We start from the raw sequence: 20,166 nt of genomic DNA, 5'->3' as shown, positions 1-20,166 counted from the left end.
ACGCGGGCGCCCTCCCGGGCGCTCCTTGACCCCGCCGCCTACCTCGACGCGCCCAAGAACAGTCGGAGAGCCAACGAAGAAAAGATCAACTACAACAACAGGGGGTTGACCGGCCCCGCTCCTTCAGGGACGTTACAGTACGGAGTGGTGGGGGAAGGCCCACAACGACTCCTGCACCTGAGTACTTTCGGCAGCGATGATCGGGTGAGCGACCGGAAGTCAAGCCAGAGCCTGCAGCTCAACATAGAACAGGCTCGCCAGCTGGTCGAGATCATCGAGATGGTGTTCCCAGAGATGCGTCGATAATGCGGGGGTACTGAGCTCTCTGAACGGTTGCCGATGATCAGTTGGGCTGATTGGCGGTATGCTTCCGGAAGAGTCGAGCCGGCTTCCCGACACTGCCCCGGCTCACCTCCGGCGTCTCCCGAAGCTGATCGATCATCCGCCGCCGGAACGTGTCCTTCTGCAATGACGTGCCCAACACTGCCTCGTGCACCCGCTGCAGCTCGAGCAGCGTGAACTCCTGACCCGCGAGCCCCCGCGGGTCGGGGCGTTCCCGGTATTCCGCGCGCGCCCACTCGACGGCCGCCTCGACGATCTCGCGGTGGTCGAAGGCCAGTTCCGGTAGCTCGTCGACCGGCACGAGCGAGGCGGTCCTCGTCTCCAGCGTCCGGGCCGGGACGAGGTCCACGTGCGCCACGCTCATCACTCGGCCCCGGCTGTCCCGGTCGAGCCCGTCGAACACTCGCAGCTGCTCCGGCTCCTGCCCGGCCACGCCCGCCTTGTCGCGCAGTGCCCGCAGCGCCGCGTCGCGGAGCCTCTCGTCGATCCGCACGAACGTTCCGGGCAACGACCAGGGCCCGTCGTCCTTCTCGTGCAGCAGCACTGCCTGACGGTCGTCGACGACCGTCAGGAGGGCCACGTCCACGGCGATCGAGGGGTGCGGGTAGTCGGCCAGCGCTCGGCCGGAGGAGTCGAGCCACATCACGCTCGACAAGTTAGCGCACTTGTGCTCTTATTGGTTAGCGCAAGAGCGCGCTAACTGGAGGGGTGGGCGATGCAGCAGGCGGACGTGCACGTGGGCAACCCGGTCGTGCGTGGGGCGTTGACCGTGTTCCCGGTGTTCAACGGAGCGGCGGTCGAGCAGCGGGGGATATGAGCTGCACGGCCCGGCGATAGAGGTGACGGAGCGGGCCGGTTCGACGATCGTCGGCGAGCTGGTGGTCACCAACACCGGGCTGGAGCCTGCGCTCGTGTTGGAGGGGGAGTTGCTCGAGGGTGGCCGGCAGCACCGGGTCGCGGCCCGGTCGGTCGTCGTGGAGCCGGGCCGCTCGGCGGTGCTCGAGGTGCGGTGTGTGGAGGAGGGGCGCTGGGGCGGTGCCGGCGGGCACGTCCGTGGCGGTCGGCGGGCGCCGGTCCGGGTGCGCGCTGCGACCGGACAGCACGAGGTGTGGGACCGGGTGCGCCGCTACGGCGACAGCGCGACCGCCTCGCTCCTGGAGACGACCCGCGGTGCCGACGCACAGGCTGCTGCGCTGGTGCGGGAACTGCGGCTGCTGCCGTTCCAGAGCGGGGTGCTGATCGGGATCGGTGGGTCGCCCGTACTGCTGGAGGTCTTCGACTCCCCGCTGACGCTTGCGCAAGTGTGGGACGGGCTGCTGCACGCCGCCGCGGTCGATGCCGTCGGCCGGCCTGCGGTGACCACGCCCGGACGGCGGGCGCGGTGCTTCGCAGAGGAGGTGAAGCGCGTTCCGCGGAACGCGCACGGGCATGGCGCGACGGGCGAAGCGCGCGTGTCGGTACTCGGCTGGCGCGGCCGGGCCGTGCAGACGGTCGCGATCAACCCGCGGCACGAGCTGGTGACGGCATGAACCTGGACCGCGCGGTCGGCGTGCTGCTCGGCGCCGCAGCAGGGGACGCGCTCGGCGTGCCCTACGAGTACGGCAGCCGTCCCCTGCCCGGCCCTGGCGAGGAAGCGCGGATGCTCGGCGGCGGGCTCGGCGGGTATGCGCCCGGGCAATGGAGTGACGACACCGAGATGGCGACGGTGATCGCCGAGGCCGCCGCGACCGGAGCGGATCTGCGCGAGGAGGCAACCCTGGACCGGATCGGCGCCCGGTTCCTTCGCTGGTACGCGCACGGCCCGGCGGACGTCGGCACCCAGACCCGCGCGGTGCTGCGGCCGTTGCGGGGGACGCCGGAGTCGGGAGCGGCGGAACGGATGCGGGCCCGAGGAGTCGAGCTGCACGCGCGAACCGGCCGGAGCGCGGGGAACGGCTCGCTGATGCGCACCGCACCGGTCGCGCTGGCGCACCTCGGCGATCCCGACGCCATCGCCGAGGCGGCGCGGGCCGTCAGTGCGGTCACCCATTACGACCCGCAGGCCGGCGACGCGTGCGTGCTGTGGTGCCTGGCGATCGATCACGCCGTGCGCACCGGGGAGCTGGACGTGCGCGTCGGGCTCGGGCACGTCGGCCCGGAGTGGGCAGGCCTGCTCGACGAGGCCGAGCGGGCGACGCCGGATGCGCTCGCGCGGACGAACGGCTGGGTGGTGGCCGCGCTGCAGGGGGCGTGGTCGGCGATCGTCCACACCGACGGGCTCCAGGCCGGTCTGCAGGCCGCCGTCGCCGCCGGCGGGGACACCGACACCGTCGCCGCCATCGCCGGGGCGCTGCTCGGCGCCCGCTACGGCGGCAGTGCCGTGCCGGCCCGGTGGCGGCGAGTGCTGCATGGATGGCCGGGCCTGCGGGCCCGCGATCTCGCTCGGCTCGCGATCCTCGCCGCCCGCGGCGGTCGACCCGACGCGGACGGCTGGCCGAGTGGGCCGAGCCTCGACACCTACGTCGGCTCGTCAGAACAGATCGTTCCGCACCCGGACGATCGAGGCGTGCTGCTCGGCGCGGTCGGGGCCTTGCGCCCGGGCGTCGCCGACGCGGTGGTCAGCCTGTGCCGGCTCGGCGCCGCCGAGGCCCCGCTCGCAGGCGTCCCCGCGCCTGACCACGTCGAGGTGTGGCTCATCGACCGCGACGACGCGACCCTCGACCTCGGCGGCGTTCTCACCGACAGCGCCGGCCTGATCAAGGACCTGCGCGACGAGGGCAAGACCGTGTTCCTGCACTGCGCCTACGCCGAGACGCGTACCCCGGTGGTGGCCGCCGCGTACGGGGCGCTGATCACGGGCTCGTCGCGCGCATCGGCGCTGCGGCGGGTGGTCTACGTCCTGCCCACGGCCCGCCCCCGAGCGTCGCTGGTCGCCGGGCTACTCGCGGTGCCCGAGTGACCGCAGCAGCGCCTGGACCTGTGCCCACGCGGGCGAGTCCCGCTCGTCGGCCTCGGCTCCTGCGAGGTCGAGCAGCCGTTGTCGCAGCCGCTGCTCGGCTGGGCTCAGCCGGTGCCGGTAGCGGTCGTCGAGGAAGAATCCCAGTCCCTGGTCGGCGTGGGCGAGCAGGCAGTCCAGGAAGATCTCGAGCAGCCGTCCCCGTGCGGCGATGTCGGGCCCGTTCATGGCGATGAGGTCGAGGTCGTCGCCCCACAGGCGGGTGGTCAGCGGGTCGGCGGCGAGCAGGAGCGCGCTGCCGAGACGCGCCTCGCCGCGGACCGAGCGCGGCAGGACCTGGCGGACGTCGTGCATCAGCTCGTGAAAGTGGTCGTCGGCCAAGCCAAACCCGACGAAGAGCAGGTGCCGGGTCAGAAGCATGGCTTTCGCGATCGCGGAGAGAGCCTGCCGGGCGCGTCCGTAGCCGAGGTAGTCCTCGCGGGTCAGCACGATCGTCTCGGGGTGGGTGACCGTGCCGTGCAGCTTGAGCAGCCACCGCTCACCGGGTCGTACGGCCTCCTGCGGCAGGATCGCGGGAGGGCGGCCCGCGTCCGCCGACGCCTTCTCGTAGAGCGTGTCGTAGTTCAGCGTGACGGCCTCCCTGGTGGGCAGGCCGGAGAGGATCGCGGGAGCAAGCCCGTAGCGATCGGCGTCCGTGTGCCGCGCGACGGTCTCGTTGAACGCCCGGTTCCGTTGTTCGAACCGGTGGCGCAGGACGTGCGCCTGATCAAGAGCACCGAGCCTCCGGAACCCGTCGTGCTCGTCGGCAGGCAGGTCACTCTCCGCGAGCAGCTTCTCGAGCAGGCCACCCCAGGTCGGGAGGCCGGCGGACGCCGAGACGCCGGCCCCGATGAACGGCACGAGCTGCCCGGTCCGTGCCTCGTCCGCCAGGCGTTGCGCACGCCGAACGAGATCGTCGCCGAGCACCGCCCATGTGCCGGATTCCGCGCGCCGGAAGCTGTGGGCCAGCGCGAGATCGGCGGGGCTGCGGAGCACGAGCGCAACGTCGATGCCGGTCTCCCGCCCGACAATGCCGGCGACGTCGAGGATCCGACGCAGGATCGCCCCCCGCAGCCGATCGCCGCCACCGCCCGCAGATCCGAAGGCGGGCAAGGCGACGAGTGGAAAGCCACGGCGCTGACTCGCGGGACGGCGCTCGGCGCGGTCCCGGGCGGCATCGGCAGCGGCCTGGAGCGCGGCGGTCAGCGGCTCGACGACCTGCTCGGCGTCGCGGATCCCCTCGAACGGCACGGGGACGAGAACGGGCTGGGGAACGGCCGGGTGCCAGCGGGGGAGTACTAGCGCCCTGACCCGCTCGGCACGGAAGTCGTCGGCTTGGGGGCCGAGTGCTGCGATGGCGGCCCGCAGCCCGGGGACCGCCGCGTACCAGCCGTCGGTGACGTGCAGCGTCCGATCGGTCGGGAGCAGCCAGGAGTCGGCCGCGAGCCGGGTGACGTCGCCGGGTATGGCGAATACGTGTGGGGCAGCGGTAGTCGACACGACGTCTCCTTGGTCGATCACCTCGTCACGCTGTGGGAAGCGCCGATCCGATCCCGCCTCATTCCCCTCGGGCCTGAGATGGATGGTGCCGCGATCGAGTTGCACCGACACCCGCGAGACCCAGCCCTCGGGCCCGACACCCGCGTCGGGTTCGGCGCTACGCGACCACCCCGCGTCTCCGTCGACGGCATCGCGAAGGGGCTCGGCCACCGGCGGCGGAGGGGCGGGCTCGAAACGATAGCGGCTCTGCAGCCGTTCGACGTCCCCCGGCCTGCGGGTCACCACCGTTTCGATGAAGTACGTCGAGGGCCGCGGCGCGCCCCCGATCGTCCCACCGATCCAGCGCACGTCGATGAACCGGCCGAGTTCGGGGAACCTGTCGGCGATCGGTCGCGATCCGTGCGGACGGTGCTCTCGTCGTCGCCACCGATCACGCACCCGGTCATCCCGATTCAGAATGCGTCGGCGTCCCGGAGCCGTCCCGGTAGTGCGCATACAACGCCAGCGCGTCGTCGAGGTCGGGACGAGCAACCCTCGCCGCTTCCATCGTGACACCCCATTCGGCCCAGGAAAGGCGATCCGCGACGGTCGGCGTTGTCCCCGGATCGGGAAGGAAGTCGTCGTCGAAAGTGAGGGGAGGCCGGGTCGGTGGGCCGAGGACGTACTTCGCGCCACCGGGTTGTCCGGGCTCCTCCGGGCCGCCCAACGAGACCGTGACGAAGTGCCCTTCCGCGATCGCCGTCCACGAGGTGGTGTGCGCGTCGAGCTGCCGCTCCAGATCCTCGTGAGCCGAACGCTCTCGATCGCGGGCTTTGCCGACGGCTGCCGTGGCTCTGCTCCACGCCGTGATCGCCCCGTCTGCCGCAGCAGCGGCGCCGGTCGGCGGATGCACAGCGGGGCGGGGTGGAAGGGATTCCAGTCTCGGTGATGTCCAGCCCCGCGGCCGAGGCGCCCTCCCGAGCGCGATCCGGGTGGGCGCGGACGACGTCGAGTTCGTCGGCAAAGGTCTGGAACGCGTCGGCGGTTGTCCGGATCGACGCCGCGAGCGCCGATGCGTCCGCCGTGCCGCGACCGACGTGGCCGTAGAACGCCTCGCCTGCCGGACCCGACCAGACCGTCGTCGTGCCCTGGGCGTCGTGCAGAACGGCCGTTGACGTCTCGAGGGCCTTGGCGAGGGCCCTGACCCACTCGGCAGCAGACCGGCAGGCGGCGGTGTCTGGCTGCAGCTGGGTGTCCGGAGCCGCAGAGCTCACGGTCGCGCGCCCCGAAGCGTCGTGCCTGCCGACTCCCCTACGTCGGCGTAGGCCTCCGCACAACCCATGGCGGCGTTGCCTGTCGCGCCGATCGCCCCGGCGAACGACCCGAGGACGCCGGTCAGCCCGGCGAGTGCACGAGCCACGTGCGCCGTCGATGGCCCGACCTCCGGAACGGCGGGTGGTGTGTGGCGGGCCGAATTGAGGGTCGCGGCGCACTCGCGCAACTGGGCGTTGATGCCTCGTACGGCCTCGATCCGGACGGCGGCCTGCGTGCTGCTCGTCATGTCATTCCCCCGAGGCGATCACGACGAGCCGAGTGTAGGAGGGTGGGGCGATGCCGTGGGCCGTTTCGAGGCAACAACCGGGAGGGCTGACTCCGTGACCGACACCTACGACCTCGACCGCTTCGTCGACGCCCAGAACGGCGTCTACGACCAGGCGCTCGCCGAACTGCGCCGCGGCCGCAAGTCGAGCCACTGGATGTGGTTCGTCTTCCCCCAGATCGCGGGCCTGGGACACAGCCCCACCGCCCAGCACTACGCGATCTCCGGCCTCGACGAGGCCCGCGCCTACCTGGCGCACCCGGTCCTCGGGCCGCGGCTCGTCGAATGTGCCGGTGTCGTCGCCGCCATCACCGGGCGGACGGCGCGGGAGATCTTCGGCTCGCCCGACGACCTGAAGCTGCGCTCGTCGATGACGCTGTTCGCGCGGGCCGCCTCGGACGAGCCGGTGTTCCGGCAGGTGCTCGACCGGTTCTACGACGGAGCACCCGACGAGAAGACGCTCGAGCGGCTGTGACCTCGCCCGCGAACGGCCGTTTCGGGCGGCGCGGGCCCGGGAGCGCGGGCTAACCTCGTCGGGTGGTCCTCACCCGTCGGCTCCACGTCGACCACTGCACGCAGCGCGCGGCGGCCTGTCGTCCCTGACGACCCGCCGTCCGTTTTCCGCCTGCCCAGCCGAGGTTCTTCCGTGACCACGACCGCACCCACTCGCTCCTTCCTGGCGCCGTCTCCGACCAGCGCCGTCCCGCCCATCGCCGATCCGGCCAAGCCCGTGCAGTGGCGTCCGCTCGCCTCGATCGGTGTGCTCGGCGCCGCGCTCGTCACCTACGTCGCGCTCGCGCACGGCGCCCAGCAGGCCGTCCTGCTCGCACTCGGGGTCGGGCTCGGTGTCGCCCTGTTCCACTCCCGGTTCGGGTTCACCTCCGCCTGGCGGCAGCTCGTCGCCGTCGGCAACGGGGCCGGGCTGCGCGCCCACGCCGTGCTGCTCGGCACCACCGCCACGCTGTTCGCGCTCGTCATCGGCACCGGGACCGGGCTGTTCGGGTCGACCCCCGAACCGTCCGCCGGGCCGCTCGGCGTCGGGCTCGTGCTCGGGGCGTTCCTGTTCGGCATCGGCATGCAGCTCGGCGGCGCCTGCGCGTCCGGCACGCTGTTCGCCGTCGGGTCCGGGCAGGGCACCATCGTGCTGACGCTCTTCGGGTTCATCGCCGGCTCGGTGCTCTACACGTGGGGCTACCCGCTGGTCGACGACCTGCCGGCGCTCCCGGCCGTCGTGCTTGCCGATCACGTCGGCTGGTTCGGGTCGTGGGTCGTCACGATCGCGGCGCTGCTCGTCGTCGTGGCGATCAGCCGGGCCGTGCAGGCCCGCCGCAACCCGCCGCCCACCGGCGTGCCTCCGACCGCCCGCGGCGTGGCCCGGATCCTGCGGGGGTCCTGGCCGCTGTGGGTCGGCGGCGTTGCGCTGGCCGCGCTCGGGGGTGCCGTGCCGCTCGTCTCGGGCGGCGCCTGGGGCATCACCAGCGCGTTCGCGCTCTGGGGTGCCAAGGCGCTGCAGGCGATCGGCCTACACCCCGAGACGTGGGCCTACTGGCAGCAGCCCGGGCAGGCCAAGGCGCTGGCCGGCCCCGTGCTCGCCGACAAGACCTCGCTCACCGACATCGGCATCATGATCGGCGCCGCGGTTGCGGCCACCACGGGCGGCGCCTGGGTGCTGCACCGCTCCATCCCGTGGCGGACGGCGCTGGCCGCCGTGCTGGGCGGGATCATCATGGGCGTCGGCGCCCGGCTGGCGAGCGGCTGCAACATCGGCGCGTACCTCGCGGGGATCGCGTCGGGCAGCCTCTCGGGCTGGATCTGGGGCCTCGCCGCGCTCGCGGGCACGTGGATCGGGCTGCGTGGGCGGCGACTGTTCGGGCTGGCCAACCCCACGCCGACCGACGCCGTGTGCTGACCGCGCCCTGACTTAGCCGTCTCCGCGCCGGCGCCACCACCGGCGCGGCGGCTCCGGCTCGGGCGGAGGTGGCTCGGACGCCAACGCCAGCTGGGACGCCTGCCGGCTGAGCTCCTCCAGATGCGCCCGGACGTCGTGGTGCGCGGGGTCGAGCGCGACCTGCTCGGCCACCTCCGCGGCCTGCGACACCGCCTCTGAGAACGCGTTCCGTGCCGCCGCGAGCCGCTGCGAGATCCGCTTCGCCGGCTCCTCCCGCACCCGGAAGCGGGCCGGCTCGATCGAGTCGCCCACGGTCGCGAGGCGGCGCACCGCGTCGAGCTCCGCGTCGAGGCGGGCGGCGATCTCGTCGAGCCAGGTACGAGCCGGGCCGGCCGGCAGCGCCGTGGTGATCCGCCGGAACCGCCCGACGGAGGCCGCGCAGTCGGCCACGTAGCCGTTCCAGTACCGGGACAGGCGTGGTGGAGGCTCGGGTTGCGGACGCGGCACGGACGTCAGGGTGCCTCATCGCGGCCCGTGCAGCCGAACGGCCACGCGGTCCGGCGCCGCGGTGCGAGGGCGGATGGTTGGCTGGCATCGTCCCAGCGCCACGATCGTCGATAGCGAGGTCAATGATGACGGAGCCCGCAGGACTGCGCGGGAAGCTGACCGACTACGGCGACTCCGAGTTCGCCCTGTTCCTGCGCAAGGCGTTCATCAAGGGCGCGGGCTACAGCGACGACTCGCTGAACCGCACGGTCGTGGGCATCGTGAACACCGGGAGCGGGTTCAACCCGTGCCACGGCAACATGCCCCAGCTGATCGAGGCCGTGCAGCGGGGCGTGATGCTCGCCGGCGGGCTCCCGGTCGAGTTCCCGACGATCTCGCTGCACGAGAGCTTCGCGCAGCCGACGAGCATGCTGTTGCGCAACCTGATGTCGATGGACACCGAGGAGATGATCCGCGCCCTCCCGGTGGACGCGGTGGTGCTCATCGGCGGTTGCGACAAGACGGTGCCCGCGCAGCTGATGGGAGCCGCCTCCGCCGGGATCCCGGCCATCCAGCTCGTCACCGGGTCGATGCTCAGCGGCACCCACCGCGGACAGCGGGTCGGGGCCTGCACGGACTGCCGGGCCTTCTGGGGCCGCTACCGCAGCGAGGAGATCGACGACGCCGAGATCGCGGAAGTCAACTCGGCGCTGGCCCCGAGCGTGGGTACGTGCTCGGTCGCCGGCACGGCCAGCACGATGGCCTGCGTCGCGGAGGCCGCCGGGATCGCACTGCCCGGGAGCGCGACGCCACCCGCGGTGACCGCCGACCGGGTGCGGATCGCCGAGCTCACCGGCAGGCGGGCGACCCAGCTGGCGCACGAGGGCCTCACGATCGACAGGATCCTCACCGCGGACGCCATCGAGAACGCGCTGCGGGTGCTGCTGGCCGTCGGCGGGTCGACCAACGGGATCGTGCACCTGGCCGCGGTGGCGGGCCGGCTCGGCTACACGCTCGACCTCGCCCGGTTCGACGAGATGAGCGAGCAGACCCCGGTGCTGGTCGACCTGAAGCCCGCGGGCAGCCACTACATGGAGGACTCGTCCGACGAGATCCGTACCGGTCAGACCAGGTCCGCCATCCGGCGCGCGGTGGCCTGGAGCAGGGGTGCGTAGGTGAGCAGCTCGGTGCGGTCGACGGCGAAGGTGACCGTCGAGATGCTCACGCCGCCGCGCGGCGCGCCGGACCCGTCGAGGACCGCGGCCCCGATGCACCGCACCGTGGCCTCGTTCTCCTCGTCGTCGACGGCGTAGCCGCGCTCGCGCACGGCCGCCAGCTCGGCGTGCAGGGCGGGCAGGCCGGTGATGGTCGCCGGGGTCCGGGCCGGCATCCCCGCGGTCGCCGTGATCGTCTCCACCTCCTCGGAGGGGAGGTGGGCGAGGATCGCCTTACCGATGGCCGTGCAGTGCAGGAGGAACTGGCTGCCCACCCGGGACCGCATCTCGTACGGCTTGTCGCTGTCGACCTTGTGCAGGTAGACCGCGTGGTCGCCGACCCGCATCGCCAGGTGCACGGTGTTGCCGCCCGCGCCCTGCTGCAGCTCCTGCAGTGCCGGGCCGACCCCCGCCGAGACCACCGCGACGACCTGTGCGGCGAGGCCGCCCAGCCGGCTGCCGATCCCGTAGCGGCCCTCGCCGCCGGGCTCCACGAAGCCCTCCGCCCCGAGCATCGCCAGCAGCCGGTACGCCGTGGAGCGCGGGACCTCGGCGCGTTCGGCGATGTCCATGAGCCGGTGCGGCCCACCGGGGACGGCGAGCGCCTCCAGGATGCGCATCGCCTTCTCCACCGACGTCCCGTGCGGGCTCGACCGGCCCCGCCGGGGCGCCTCCTCCTCGGCAGCCGCCGTCACCGCATCACCTGTTCCGTTTAGTGGAACTCTCTGCCGCTTACTGCGACGAGCGCCCAACGTAAGTGGCCCCGGTCACCGTGTCAACGGGCGGCGAGGTGCGGGCCGATGCGGGCCAGAGCCGCGTCCACCCCGCGCTCGGCGGTCAGCGCGGCCGCGAGCAGCAGCCGCGCCTTCGCGCTGCCGAGCGGTCCGGCGGGGACGGCCCCGGCCGCGGCGAGGTCGGCCCCACCGCCGCCTCCGTAGTGCGCGACCGTGGGGCCGTCCGCGCACCGGGAGGTCACCAGGAGCGGGACGCCCGAGCGGAGGCAGTCGATCGCCTCGGTGAGGACGGCGGGGGTGAGGTTCCCGGCGCCGAGCGCCTCCAGCACGATGCCGCGCGCTCCGGCGGCCCGGCAAGCCGCGAGCTGGGTGCCGTCCGTGCCCAGGTGGACCGGCACGACGTCCACCCTGGCCGGTCCGCCGCGGAGCTCGTCGATCCGGAAGCCCGGCGGCCGCGCCGGCAGGTCGTCCGAGATCTGCACCTCGCCGCCGCGGACCTCGCCCAGCGGTCGCCCGTTGCGGGAGCGGAAGGCCTCGACCGACCGGGTGTGCGCCTTGGTGGCCCGACGTGCCGCGTGGATCCGCCCGGCGAACACCACGAGCACGCCGAGCCCGCGCGCCGCCGGGGCCGCCGCGACGGTCGCGGCAGCGACGCGAACGTGCCGCCGGTGGTGAGCACGCGCACCAGCGGGGCCGTCATCGCCGCGCTCCTGCCGTCGAGGCGGGGACCGTGGGCTTCGTGCGCCGCGCGGCGACGATGTAGTACAGACCGCCGGCGACGAGTCCCCCGGACAGCCAGGAGAAGTCCGTGCCGCCCATCGCGCGGGCGAGCGGGCCCTGCATGACGGGAACCAGGCCGTACTGCCAGGTCCAGCCGCCCAGGACGCCGAGCGCGAGCGCCACGAGCGCCCCCGTCCGGACCGACCCGTACGGGGACCGGTTGGGCTCGGCGTAGAGCGCTGCGACGTCGACGCGGCCGCGGCGGACCACGAAGTAGTCGACGAGCACGATCGCCGCCCACGGACTGATCCACACGAGGATGGACACCATCCAGTGGTCGAAGGCGTGCGCGAAGCTGTCGGCCTGGACGAACACGGCGAGCACCGCGGAGGCGACGAGCCCGGCGACCAGGGTGATCTTCCACCGCGCGATGCGCACGCCGATCGACAGCGCGGCGAGCGAGCACGAGTAGAGGTTGAGGATGTTGGTCGCGACCGGGCCGTGCATGATCAGCAGGAGCACCGGGACGGCCATCACCCCGAACGCCCCGACGACCAGCGTCGACGGGTCGCTGCTGCCGTCCGCGCTGGCCAGGCACGCGCCGAGCGCGGCGAGCCACACGGTGGGCACGTACATCCCGAGCGCCGAGGCCCAGAACACCGAGCGGCCGGACGCCGTGGGCCGCACGAACCGGCTGTAGTCGGCCGAGTAGGGGATCCAGGAGATGCCCCAGCCGATGCCGATGGCGGTGAGCAGTTGGGTGACGGCGGTGAGCTTCTCTCCCGGCGTGATGGCCGTGCGCCCGGTCCAGTCGACCTCGGTCCCGGCCAGCGCGAGGACCGTCATGATCACCATCACGACGACGGTCGCGGGCACGGTGTACTTCTCGAACGTCCGGATCGCGTAGAAGCCGTAGAGCGCGAGACCCAGCTGCACCACCATGATCACGGCGGCGACCAGGTACTCCAGGCCACGGCCGCCCGTGATCCCGAGCTGCTCGAGTACGGCGAGCACGAGGTCGAGCACCACCCAGGTGTTCACGCCCACCCACGCCATCGTCAGCAGGCCCTGCACGACGCCGGGGACGACCGCGCCGCGGCGGCCGAACGGGCGCGACCGAGCACCATCTGGTTCACGGCCGTGCGGTGGCCGATCACGTTGAACGCGCCGAACACCGCGCAGCCGACCACGTTGCCCAGCGCGACCACGACGAGCGTCTCGACCAGGCTCAGCCCGAGCGTGATGCCCAGCGCCCCGAGCACCCAGTTGATCGGGGCGATGTTCGCCCCCGCCCAGATCCAGAACTGCTCCCACGGTGTCGAGTCGCGGCTCGCATCGGGGATCGGCTCGATGCCGTGCGCGTCGAACGGAACGGCCTCGGCTGATTCGGCAGTGGACATCCTTGTCGCCCTCTCGCTCGGAGGTGCATGACACAACCAGTCCGGGACCACGGCGTGGAGTAGCGGAACATCTAGGTATTCGGCCTGGCGGTGGATAGGTTCACAACGTGCTGACGCTGCGCGCCCTCCTGGCCGATCCCACATTGGAGCTGCGCCTGCTCGTGGCAGGCGGGCCGGGCGCGCTCGACGACGAGGTCGTGTGGGTGCACAACACCGAGCTGCCGGACCCGTCGCCCTACGTGCGCGAGCGCGAGCTCGTGCTCACCAACGGCCTCTGGCTCGAGGGGGAGCGGCCTGCCGACCCCGCGCAGTTCGTCGCGAACATCCGGCGGGCGAGCGCGGCGGGCGTGGTGTTCGGGTTGCGTGCGGAGCGCACGAGCACCCCGCCCGAGCTGGTCGAGGCATGCGACGCCGCAGGTGTGCCGCTGCTGGAGATCTCCGTGCGCGTCCCGTTCACCGAGGTGACGCGCGCCGCCGCGGCGATCTACGCCGAGCAGCGGCAGAGCGCGCTCGTCGGGATGGTCCGGCGGGGAAACGCACTGGCCGCCGCGATCTCCCACGGCGCGGGCGCATCCGGGGTGCTCGCGGTGCTGCGGCGTGACCACGACCTGCCGCTGGCCGTGGTGGACCGGATGGGCAGGCTGCTCGCGGCGGTGGGCGCCGACCTCCACGCAGACCAGCTGACGGCCGCCGCCGAGGCGCTCGCCCGGCGCCCCCGGCCGCTGGAGGTCGAGCTGGGCGCCGCGGGGCGAGCCACGCTGTTCTCGGTCGGCGCCGTCGGCGACGCGGACGCCGCGCTGCTGTGCCTGCGTCCGGTCACCGCGCTCGACCGCGCCGAGCGCGACGCCCTCGACCAGGCGGCCCGGTTCCTCAGCCTGGAGGTGGCGCGGCAGCAGACGGTGCAGGCGATCGAGCAGCGCTTCGCGAGCGAGCTGCTCGACATGATCCTCTCCGGGGCGCACCGCGCGGCGGAGGTCGCTGGGCGGCTGCGTGCCTTCGGGGTCGACCCGGACGGCCCGCTCACGGTCTGCGCCGTCGCGTTCCGCGCCTCGGCCGAGCCGGACACCCCCACGCTGCCGGGCATGGTCGAGGCGATCACCGACTTCTTCCTCGCCGAGAGCCTGCCGGCCGCCGTCGCCGGCGGGAGCCAGGACGTCGCGGCCGTGCTGCCGTGGCGGCAGTCCACGCCCGACGTGCCCGACCTCGCCGCCCGGCTCGTCGCCGCCCTCGCCCCCCGTTTCCCCGGGCGCGCTCCGGTGGTGGGCATCGGGGAGACCGCGTCGTCGGCGGCGGAACTGCGCGGGCCGCTCGCGCAGTCGCGGGAGGCGGCCCGGGTACTGCGGGGCAGGCGCGGCGGACCGGATGTCGCGACCTTCGGCGAACTGGGCGGGTACCGCCTGCTGCTCGGCCTGCACGAGGGGGAGCAGCTGCGCCGGTTCGCCGACAGCGTGCTCGGCCCGATGCGCGAGCACGACCGCAGGCGCGGGGGCGAACTGGAGACGACGCTGCGCGCATTCCTCGACCACGACGGGCACTGGGCCGCCACCGCGGCCGCGCTCTACGTCCACGTCAACACGTTGCGCAACCGGCTGACGCGGATCGCCGAGCTCACCGGCCGCGACGTGGGCCGCACGGCCGACCGCGCCGACCTGTTCCTCGCCCTCGAGGCCGGGACGGGAGGGTAGCCCGGTGATCTCGGTAGATCCCCGCGAGAGGGCGGTTGTCGTGGTCACCGGTGCGCGGACACGCATCTCGCGGTGATCGTGCAAGGGATGATCGCCGCGAGTGCGCGGTGTGCGTCGTTCCCGGTGCGCGGATGCGTATCTCGCCGTGATCACGTTGTGCACGCGCGGGCACTGCGTCGGCCCGGTGATCGTCGTGGGTGCGCTCGTCGACGTGTCCCGCGCGGATCGGTACCTCGCGGTGGTCGTGACGGGCGGGTTGCACGTGATCGCCGCGAGTGCGCGGTGTTCGTCGTTCCCGATGCGCCGATGCGTATCTCGCGGTGATCGTGCACGGGATGATCGCCGCGAGTGCGTGGTATGCGTCGTTGCGGGTGCGCGGATGCGTAGCTCGCGGTGATCTCGGCTGATCACCGGCGGGAGCGTCCCGGCAGCTGCTACACCGACGCCGTGCTGGCCTCAGTCCGGGAATGCGGAGAGCTCCATCGGGGGCGGCTGGGCCGGCCGCACCGGCAGCCCGGCGTCGGCCAGCGCCGCGCTCGCCACGTCGCGGCAGCGGGCGAACCGCACATCGCCGCGCTCGAGCCCGACCTCGATGAGCCGCCGCAGCGCGAGCAGCCTGCCGGGCCGCCCGGACAGGAACGGGTGCGCGCAGAGGTTGAACAGGCAGCGGAAGTGGCGCATCGCGTCCAGCTCGTTGCGCCACATGGCGAGCACGGTCGCGGGTGCGGTGATGACCGAGCCGATCTGCGCGGCGGGCAGGAAGGCGTACTGCTCCCAGTCGTCGAGCGACCAGTGCACCGGCAGCTCGGCGATCTCCCGCTTGCCCGCGGCGATCCGGTACGGCCGGTCGTCGGCCATCAGCGAGGAGTCGTAGAGCAGCCCGTGCTCGGTCACGAGCTGCGGCGTCTGCGGGCTCGCCTCCCACAGCGCCGCCCGGTGCCCGCTGATCGGGATCCCCTGCTCGGCGAAGACCTCCAGCGCCCGCTCGAAGTCCGCGCGTTCATCCGCGGCCGTCAGGGAGGTGGGCGGACGGTGGCTGTAGGAGTGGTGCGCCACCCCGTGCCCGCGCTCGACGATGCCGGCGGCCAGGCCCGGTCGGTGCTGGGCCACCCAGCCCGGGACGAAGAACGTGGCGGGCACGCCCAGCTCGTCGAGCAGGTCCAGGATGCGCGGCACGCCGACCTCCGGGCCGTACGCCTGGTGCGACATCGTCGACAGGTGCTCGGCGTAGCCCCGGCCGTGGGCGAGGATCGGGGTCTCCGCGTCGACGTCGAAGGTCAGCGTCGCGACCGCGGCGGCATCGCCGATCCAGCTCATACCGGTCATGATCCCGTGTCCGGCACCGAGAACACGTCGATGGCGAGCGGGGACGGCGCGCCGCGGTTGATGCCGACCAGGTCCTGCGGGCAGGCCGAGACCACCACGACGCTGTCGAGTTCGGCGCGGAACGTGATGGCGTCCCCCGGCGCGGTGGGCGCGGAGAGCCAGCTCAGGGCACCGTCGGCGCCGACCGGGATCCGCATGAACACGTTGATCGGTTGCGGGGTCGGGCCCGCGTACGGGTGCCGGACGCCGGACAGCGCCTCGCGCAGGTTCTCGGCACACGAACGGTGGCCCGGCACGCCGAGCGCCGCGTAGCGCGCGGGGTCGCAGGCCGCGATCAGCATGTCGTGCTGCCCGGGTGAGGTGTCCTCGACCAGCGTGAGGATCGGGCGCCGCCGATCGGTCACGAACGCCTCCCCGACGGCGGGGAAGAGCCTGCTCGTGACCGAGCGGGTGTGCGCGGCGCTGTGGTGCTCACCCGCGACGTCGGCGGCGAACGCGAAGACGTCGCCGACCTGGCCGCCCGCGATGTCGACCACCCGGACCAGCTCACCGGCCCGTAGGCGCACCGCCCGGCCGGTGCCGCCGGGGACCTCGGTGCGGGTCGTTCTCACGAGTGCGGTCATCGGGCCACCGCCCCGTCCGCCGCGAGGCGCCATGCGCGGGCGTTGGCGAGGGTGACCCGCGGCGCGAGCATCGCCCGGTCGAACGGCTCGAGGGGCGCCCCCGCGGCGAGGCGGCGCGGCAGGTCGGAGTTGGCGAGCGCTCCGCGGGCGAGCGAGAGCAGGTCGGCGTGCCCGTCGGCGAGGACGTGCTCGGCCTGCCGCGGGTCGTGCATCCCGCCGTTGGCGACGACCGGCAGCCCGCTGACGCGCCGCGCCACCGCCGTGATCGTGGTGCCGCCGTCGAGGAGCGCCGTGTCGAGCCAGTTGCGCCCCTCGCTGGCGACGTGCAGGTAGTCCGCTCCGGCCTCGGCGACGGCGGAGAAGACGATCTCGGCGTCGTGCTGCCCGCCCGCCCACCGGTAGGCGAAGTCGTTGACCTTCGTCTGGGAGAGCCGGACGCCGACGAGGAAGCCGCCACCGCCGACCGCCTCCCGGACGGCCGCGATGACCTCCGCCGTGAGCCGGACCCGCCGGCCGATCGGGCCGCCGTACGCGTCGCTGCGCCGGTTGGTGTAGTCGGTGAGGAACTGGTCGAGGAGGTAGCCGTTGGCGGCGTGGACCTCGACGCCGTCGAAGCCCGCGTCCCGTGCGTGTGTCGCCGCCGCGACGAACCCCTCGACGATCCGGCCGATCTCGCGCGTCGTGAGCTCGTGGGGGACCGGCCACGGCCCGCTTCCGCCGTACGCGCGCATCATCTCGCCCAGGGGACGGACGGGCGAGGGTCCCACGGTGCCGCCGCGGTACGGGTTGCCCTGCGAGAGCGCGCCCGCGTGCTGGAGCTGGGCGATCATCAGCGCTCCCGCCCCGTGGACCCGGCCGGTCACGGCCTGCCAGCCGGCGACGTGCTCCGCAGTCACGAGCCCGGGCTGGAAGTCGTAGCTCTGGCTGTGCTCGGCGTCGGTGTAGTTGCCCTCGGTGATCACCAGGCCGAAGCCGCCGTCAGCGTACGCGCCGTAGTAGTCCGCCATCTCGTCTGTGGGGACGCCGTCGGCGCGGGCCGAGACGCGGGCCATCGGGGCCACGGCCAGGCGGTTGGGCAGCTCGTGGCCGCCGAGCCGCACCGGGGTGAGGGCGGAGCGCGCGGTCGAAGTGGTCGTCATGGCTGCCAGTCAAGCGGCGCGCGGGTGGGGTGGGCGACGGAGGAACGGACAGGCTTCTGATCCACCAGTGGAGGAACCTCCAGTGGTCCCTGTCTCGAGATGCGGTCAGGATCGGACCGCATCTCCTCATAGGGTCGGGTCGTATCGGGACACCGACGAGAGGAGCCACATGACCATCGCCGTCACCACACCGACCGGGCACGTCGGATCGCGCGTCGTTCGGCTGCTGATCCAGGCGGGCGTCCGGCCCCGGCTGCTGGTGCGCGATCCGGCCCGCCTGGACCCCGCCCTCCGCGCCGCGGCCGACGTGCGCCGCGGGGACCTCACCGATGCGTCGTTCGTCCGGGAGGCGACGGCCGGGGCGCGGAGCCTGTTCGTGGTCGACCCGACGCCGCACACGGTCGACGACCCGGTGCGGGACTCGGCCCGGTTCGGCGAGATCGTCGCCGATGCCGTCCGGATCGAGGGCATCGCGCGGGTGGTGTTCCTCAGCAGCGTCGGCGCCGAGAAGCGCCACGGCGTCGGCCACATCGACGGGCTCGCGCGCATCGAGGAGTGCCTGGATGCGACCGACGCCGACGTGCTGCACCTGCGCTGTGGCTACTTCTTCACCAACCTGCAGCTCGACCTGGACGGCCTCGCGCAGGGCGAGCTGGCCACCGCGGCCCACCCGCGCGCCGCCATGCCGTGGGTCGATCCCCGCGACATCGGGGATGTCGTGGCGGCGCGGCTGCTGTCGGAGTCGTGGCACGGGCGCGCGGTGCAGGGCGTCCACGGCCCGGAGGACCTCTCCTTCGCCCGGGTCGCGGAGATCCTCTCCGACGTGCTCGGCAGGCCGATCCGGCTCGCCACCGTCGACGACGACACCGTCCGCGCGGGGCTGCGCGCCGCCGGTCTCCCGGAGGGCGCGGTGGAGGGGATCGTCGGAATGACGGCCGGGACCCGCGATCTCGCACCCGATCCGCCGCGGGGGCCGCTGACCACCACGCCGACGACCCTGGCCGGCTGGGCGTACGCACACCTGCGTCCGCTGCTCGCCGGGTAGCCGCGATCAGCCGGCGGCGCGCTGCCGGTCACGGTTGTGCGGCCGGAGGGCACGAGTGGCGGGCCGGCCGTCGCACCGGCGGGATCGGGACCGCCGACGGGCGGTTGTGGGTGCCGGTATCCCTGACCGGTTCTGTCAGGGTCGTCCGGCATGCTCGGTGCGTGTACGAGACCGAGCTCGAACTCCGGGACCTGCAGGCGCTGCTCGACGGCTCATTGGCACGGTCCACCGCCCACCTGCGCTCGATCATCCGGTCCGGCGAGTCGACCCTGACCGCCGAGCAGCTGGTCCGAGTGCTCAACGGCATGTTCACGCTCGCACTCTCCACCGTCACCGCGCGGGGCGAGCCCCGCATCAGCGGGGCGGACGGGCACTTCCTGCACGGCCGCTGGGTGTTCGGCACGAGCCGGACGGCCGCAAAGGCACGCCATCTGCGGGCGCGTCCCGCCGCGAGTTGCGCGTACATGCGCGGCGAGGAAGTCGGCGTGTTCGCGCACGGCGTCGCCGAGACGCTGAACCCGGCCGACGGCCCAGCCGCCCCGGACTGGCCGGAGATCCGGGAGTACCTGCACCAGTTCTACGGCGACACGTCGTTCGACTGGTCCGACGCCGTCTTCTACCGCCTGCAGCCCACGTGGATGACGGCCTACGCGAGCGCGCCCGAGCAGTTGCTCGCCGAGCTCGGTCACACCGTCGCCACCGGCTGATCCAGGGCGACGACCGGCCGGCTCACCGAGGTGCGAGCACGGCCTCCGTGACGCCCGGCTCGTGCGGCCCGCGCCGTTCCGGTGCGGGCCGCACGAGGATGTCGGTGGCAGCCTTGAACGCTGCGGGCAGTTCGCGGAGGTAGCCGTAGACGGTGGCGGTCCGTCGGGCCTGCAGGCTCGGGTCGCCCACGCCGGCGGCGTCGATCCCCGCCGCCCGGCAGAGGGCGACCGCGCGCGGCAGGTGGAACCTCTGGGTGACGACGATCGCCGAGCGCACCCCGAACACCTCACGTGCCCGGATGCACGAGTCCCACGTGCGGAAGCCCGCGGGATCGGTCGCGATCTTGGCGGGCGGCACGCCCGCCGCGAGGAGGTAGTCGCGCATGGCGCCGGGCTCGTCGTAGTCGGGGGTGCGGTTGTCCCCGCTCACCAGCACCGCGTCGACGCTGCCGCGGTGGTACAGCTGCGCCGCGAGGTCCAGCCGCCGGGCGAGCAGCAGGCTCGGCCGCCCGTCCCGGCGCAACCCGGCCCCCAGCACGAGGGCGACCGGACGCGCCTCCGCCCGCTCCGCCGTGGTGCGCCTGCCGTCGGTGGACGCCGCCAACCAGGCGAACGGGGTGGCGGTGAGCAGCGGCGCCAGCAGCACCGCGAGGATCCAGGACTTCCGTTTCGGCCCGACTGAGGTGATCTCAGCAAGAAGTGCGTAGCTGGAGTTGTTCGATGTGGGTGAGGACGAGCGCTGCTTTGACGTAGGCGCCGATTCTGCGGGGGCTGGCGGTGATGCGGCGCAGTGCTCGCCAGCGG

General features: G+C 73.2%; 20 protein-coding genes and 2 pseudogenes. 9 read left to right on the top strand and 13 right to left on the bottom strand.

Annotated elements, in window-relative coordinates:
- The coding region (locus KME75_RS27440; protein WP_219417779.1) for a hypothetical protein at window positions 1-306 on the top strand (306 nt) is incomplete at its 5' end.
- Window positions 307-343: 37 nt separating this feature from the next.
- Here the strand turns inward: KME75_RS27440 and KME75_RS27435 are convergent.
- Window positions 344-985 (bottom strand): NUDIX hydrolase, encoded by a 642-nt coding sequence (locus KME75_RS27435; RefSeq protein WP_246632950.1) that lies wholly within the window; start codon window positions 983-985, stop codon window positions 344-346.
- 196 nt (window positions 986-1,181) lie between these two features.
- On the opposite strand from KME75_RS27435, the gene KME75_RS27430 reads away from it, so the two are divergent.
- Window positions 1,182-1,871 (top strand): ARPP-1 family domain-containing protein, encoded by a 690-nt coding sequence (locus KME75_RS27430; RefSeq protein ID WP_219417777.1) that lies wholly within the window; start codon window positions 1,182-1,184, stop codon window positions 1,869-1,871.
- Window positions 1,868-3,280 (top strand): ADP-ribosylglycohydrolase family protein, encoded by a 1,413-nt coding sequence (locus tag KME75_RS27425; protein WP_219417776.1) that lies wholly within the window; start codon window positions 1,868-1,870, stop codon window positions 3,278-3,280. Before KME75_RS27430 ends, KME75_RS27425 begins: the two co-directional genes overlap by 4 nt.
- On the opposite strand, the gene KME75_RS27420 is transcribed toward KME75_RS27425, so the two are convergent.
- From KME75_RS27420 to KME75_RS27410, 3 genes are all read right to left on the bottom strand, one after another.
- Entirely contained in the window at window positions 3,260-5,254 is a 1,995-nt protein-coding gene (locus KME75_RS27420; RefSeq protein ID WP_219417775.1) for an SIR2 family NAD-dependent protein deacylase, read from the bottom strand. The two genes, KME75_RS27425 and KME75_RS27420, sit on opposite strands and share 21 nt — an antisense overlap.
- Window positions 5,255-5,258: 4 nt before the next feature.
- Window positions 5,259-5,708 carry a hypothetical protein gene (locus KME75_RS27415; RefSeq protein ID WP_219417774.1) on the bottom strand — a complete coding sequence of 150 codons (450 nt, stop codon included), beginning with the start codon at window positions 5,706-5,708 and terminating at the stop codon, window positions 5,259-5,261.
- A gap of 357 nt (window positions 5,709-6,065) precedes the next feature.
- Window positions 6,066-6,356, bottom strand: coding sequence for a hypothetical protein (locus KME75_RS27410; protein WP_219417773.1), 291 nt, complete (start codon window positions 6,354-6,356; stop codon window positions 6,066-6,068).
- Window positions 6,357-6,450: 94 nt separating this feature from the next.
- On the opposite strand from KME75_RS27410, the gene KME75_RS27405 reads away from it, so the two are divergent.
- Both KME75_RS27405 and KME75_RS27400 read left to right on the top strand, forming a co-directional pair.
- Window positions 6,451-6,870: a DUF1810 domain-containing protein gene (locus tag KME75_RS27405; RefSeq protein ID WP_308283129.1), complete on the top strand. Its 420-nt coding sequence runs from the start codon at window positions 6,451-6,453 to the stop codon at window positions 6,868-6,870.
- A 171-nt stretch (window positions 6,871-7,041) separates the two neighbouring features.
- On the top strand, window positions 7,042-8,304 hold the full coding sequence (locus KME75_RS27400; RefSeq protein ID WP_219417771.1) for a YeeE/YedE family protein: 1,263 nt from the start codon (window positions 7,042-7,044) through the stop codon (window positions 8,302-8,304).
- 12 nt (window positions 8,305-8,316) lie between these two features.
- Here KME75_RS27400 and KME75_RS27395 read toward each other — a convergent pair whose 3' ends face one another.
- Window positions 8,317-8,790, bottom strand: a complete 474-nt coding sequence (locus KME75_RS27395) for a hypothetical protein (protein ID WP_219417770.1) — start codon at window positions 8,788-8,790, stop codon at window positions 8,317-8,319.
- Between the two features lie 125 nt (window positions 8,791-8,915).
- On the opposite strand from KME75_RS27395, the gene KME75_RS27390 reads away from it, so the two are divergent.
- On the top strand, window positions 8,916-9,944 hold the full coding sequence (locus tag KME75_RS27390) for a dihydroxy-acid dehydratase domain-containing protein (RefSeq protein ID WP_246632942.1): 1,029 nt from the start codon (window positions 8,916-8,918) through the stop codon (window positions 9,942-9,944).
- Here the strand turns inward: KME75_RS27390 and KME75_RS27385 are convergent.
- The 4 genes and pseudogenes from KME75_RS27385 to KME75_RS27375 all read right to left on the bottom strand — a co-directional run bounded on the left by KME75_RS27385 (window position 9,893) and on the right by KME75_RS27375 (window position 12,837).
- On the bottom strand, window positions 9,893-10,678 hold the full coding sequence (locus tag KME75_RS27385) for an IclR family transcriptional regulator (protein ID WP_219417769.1): 786 nt from the start codon (window positions 10,676-10,678) through the stop codon (window positions 9,893-9,895). The genes KME75_RS27390 and KME75_RS27385 overlap by 52 nt on opposite strands.
- Before the next feature lie 80 nt (window positions 10,679-10,758).
- The gene (locus KME75_RS43720; RefSeq protein WP_372452680.1) at window positions 10,759-11,199 is read right to left on the bottom strand and encodes an L-asparaginase family protein; all 441 of its coding nucleotides are present in this window, start codon (window positions 11,197-11,199) and stop codon (window positions 10,759-10,761) included.
- A pseudogene (locus KME75_RS45185) lies at window positions 11,194-11,355 on the bottom strand (asparaginase domain-containing protein); the annotation flags it as partial. The gene KME75_RS43720 and the pseudogene KME75_RS45185, both read right to left, overlap by 6 nt.
- 58 nt (window positions 11,356-11,413) lie before the next feature.
- Window positions 11,414-12,837, bottom strand: a pseudogene (locus KME75_RS27375) (cytosine permease).
- Between the two features lie 107 nt (window positions 12,838-12,944).
- Between KME75_RS27375 and KME75_RS27365 the strand changes: the two are divergent.
- The gene (locus KME75_RS27365; RefSeq protein WP_219417765.1) at window positions 12,945-14,522 is read left to right on the top strand and encodes a PucR family transcriptional regulator; all 1,578 of its coding nucleotides are present in this window, start codon (window positions 12,945-12,947) and stop codon (window positions 14,520-14,522) included.
- Between the two features lie 456 nt (window positions 14,523-14,978).
- Here the strand turns inward: KME75_RS27365 and KME75_RS27360 are convergent, their stop codons facing one another.
- Genes KME75_RS27360 through KME75_RS27350 form a run of 3 tightly spaced genes read right to left on the bottom strand, consistent with a single transcriptional unit; the run spans window position 14,979 to window position 17,610 of the window.
- Window positions 14,979-15,839: a polysaccharide deacetylase family protein gene (locus KME75_RS27360; protein WP_246632941.1), complete on the bottom strand. Its 861-nt coding sequence runs from the start codon at window positions 15,837-15,839 to the stop codon at window positions 14,979-14,981.
- Between the two features lie 5 nt (window positions 15,840-15,844).
- The gene (locus tag KME75_RS27355; RefSeq protein WP_219417763.1) at window positions 15,845-16,471 is read right to left on the bottom strand and encodes a DUF1989 domain-containing protein; all 627 of its coding nucleotides are present in this window, start codon (window positions 16,469-16,471) and stop codon (window positions 15,845-15,847) included.
- Entirely contained in the window at window positions 16,468-17,610 is a 1,143-nt protein-coding gene (locus KME75_RS27350) for an oxidoreductase (protein ID WP_219417762.1), read from the bottom strand. Before KME75_RS27350 ends, KME75_RS27355 begins: the two co-directional genes overlap by 4 nt.
- A 169-nt stretch (window positions 17,611-17,779) precedes the next feature.
- Here KME75_RS27350 and KME75_RS27345 point away from each other — a divergent pair, with 169 nt between their 5' ends.
- Together KME75_RS27345 and KME75_RS27340 are read left to right on the top strand one after the other, a co-directional pair.
- The gene (locus KME75_RS27345) at window positions 17,780-18,655 is read left to right on the top strand and encodes an NmrA family NAD(P)-binding protein (protein ID WP_219417761.1); all 876 of its coding nucleotides are present in this window, start codon (window positions 17,780-17,782) and stop codon (window positions 18,653-18,655) included.
- Between the two features lie 161 nt (window positions 18,656-18,816).
- Entirely contained in the window at window positions 18,817-19,362 is a 546-nt protein-coding gene (locus KME75_RS27340; RefSeq protein WP_219417760.1) for a pyridoxamine 5'-phosphate oxidase family protein, read from the top strand.
- A 22-nt stretch (window positions 19,363-19,384) separates the two neighbouring features.
- Here KME75_RS27340 and KME75_RS27335 read toward each other — a convergent pair whose 3' ends face one another.
- Window positions 19,385-20,008, bottom strand: a complete 624-nt coding sequence (locus tag KME75_RS27335; RefSeq protein ID WP_308283128.1) for a SanA/YdcF family protein — start codon at window positions 20,006-20,008, stop codon at window positions 19,385-19,387.
- Between the last annotated feature and the right edge of the window lie 158 nt (window positions 20,009-20,166).

The organism is Pseudonocardia nigra (assembly GCF_019396355.1).
GTDB classification, from domain to species: Bacteria; Actinomycetota; Actinomycetes; order Mycobacteriales; family Pseudonocardiaceae; genus Pseudonocardia; species Pseudonocardia nigra.
The sequence above is the reverse complement of the archived record's forward strand: the minus strand, read 5'-3'. Positions and strand labels throughout refer to the sequence as shown.

Coding starts and splice junctions, on each gene's coding strand:
- KME75_RS27435 (WP_246632950.1), bottom strand. CDS start 985: ATGTGGCTCGACTCCTCCGGCCGAGCGCTGGCCGACTACCCGCACCCC.
- KME75_RS27425 (WP_219417776.1), top strand. CDS start 1,868: ATGAACCTGGACCGCGCGGTCGGCGTGCTGCTCGGCGCCGCAGCAGGG.
- KME75_RS27410 (WP_219417773.1), bottom strand. CDS start 6,356: ATGACGAGCAGCACGCAGGCCGCCGTCCGGATCGAGGCCGTACGAGGC.
- KME75_RS27390 (WP_246632942.1), top strand. CDS start 8,916: ATGACGGAGCCCGCAGGACTGCGCGGGAAGCTGACCGACTACGGCGAC.
- KME75_RS27360 (WP_246632941.1), bottom strand. CDS start 15,839: ATGAGCTGGATCGGCGATGCCGCCGCGGTCGCGACGCTGACCTTCGAC.
- KME75_RS27355 (WP_219417763.1), bottom strand. CDS start 16,471: ATGACCGCACTCGTGAGAACGACCCGCACCGAGGTCCCCGGCGGCACC.
- KME75_RS27350 (WP_219417762.1), bottom strand. CDS start 17,610: ATGACGACCACTTCGACCGCGCGCTCCGCCCTCACCCCGGTGCGGCTC.
- KME75_RS27345 (WP_219417761.1), top strand. CDS start 17,780: ATGACCATCGCCGTCACCACACCGACCGGGCACGTCGGATCGCGCGTC.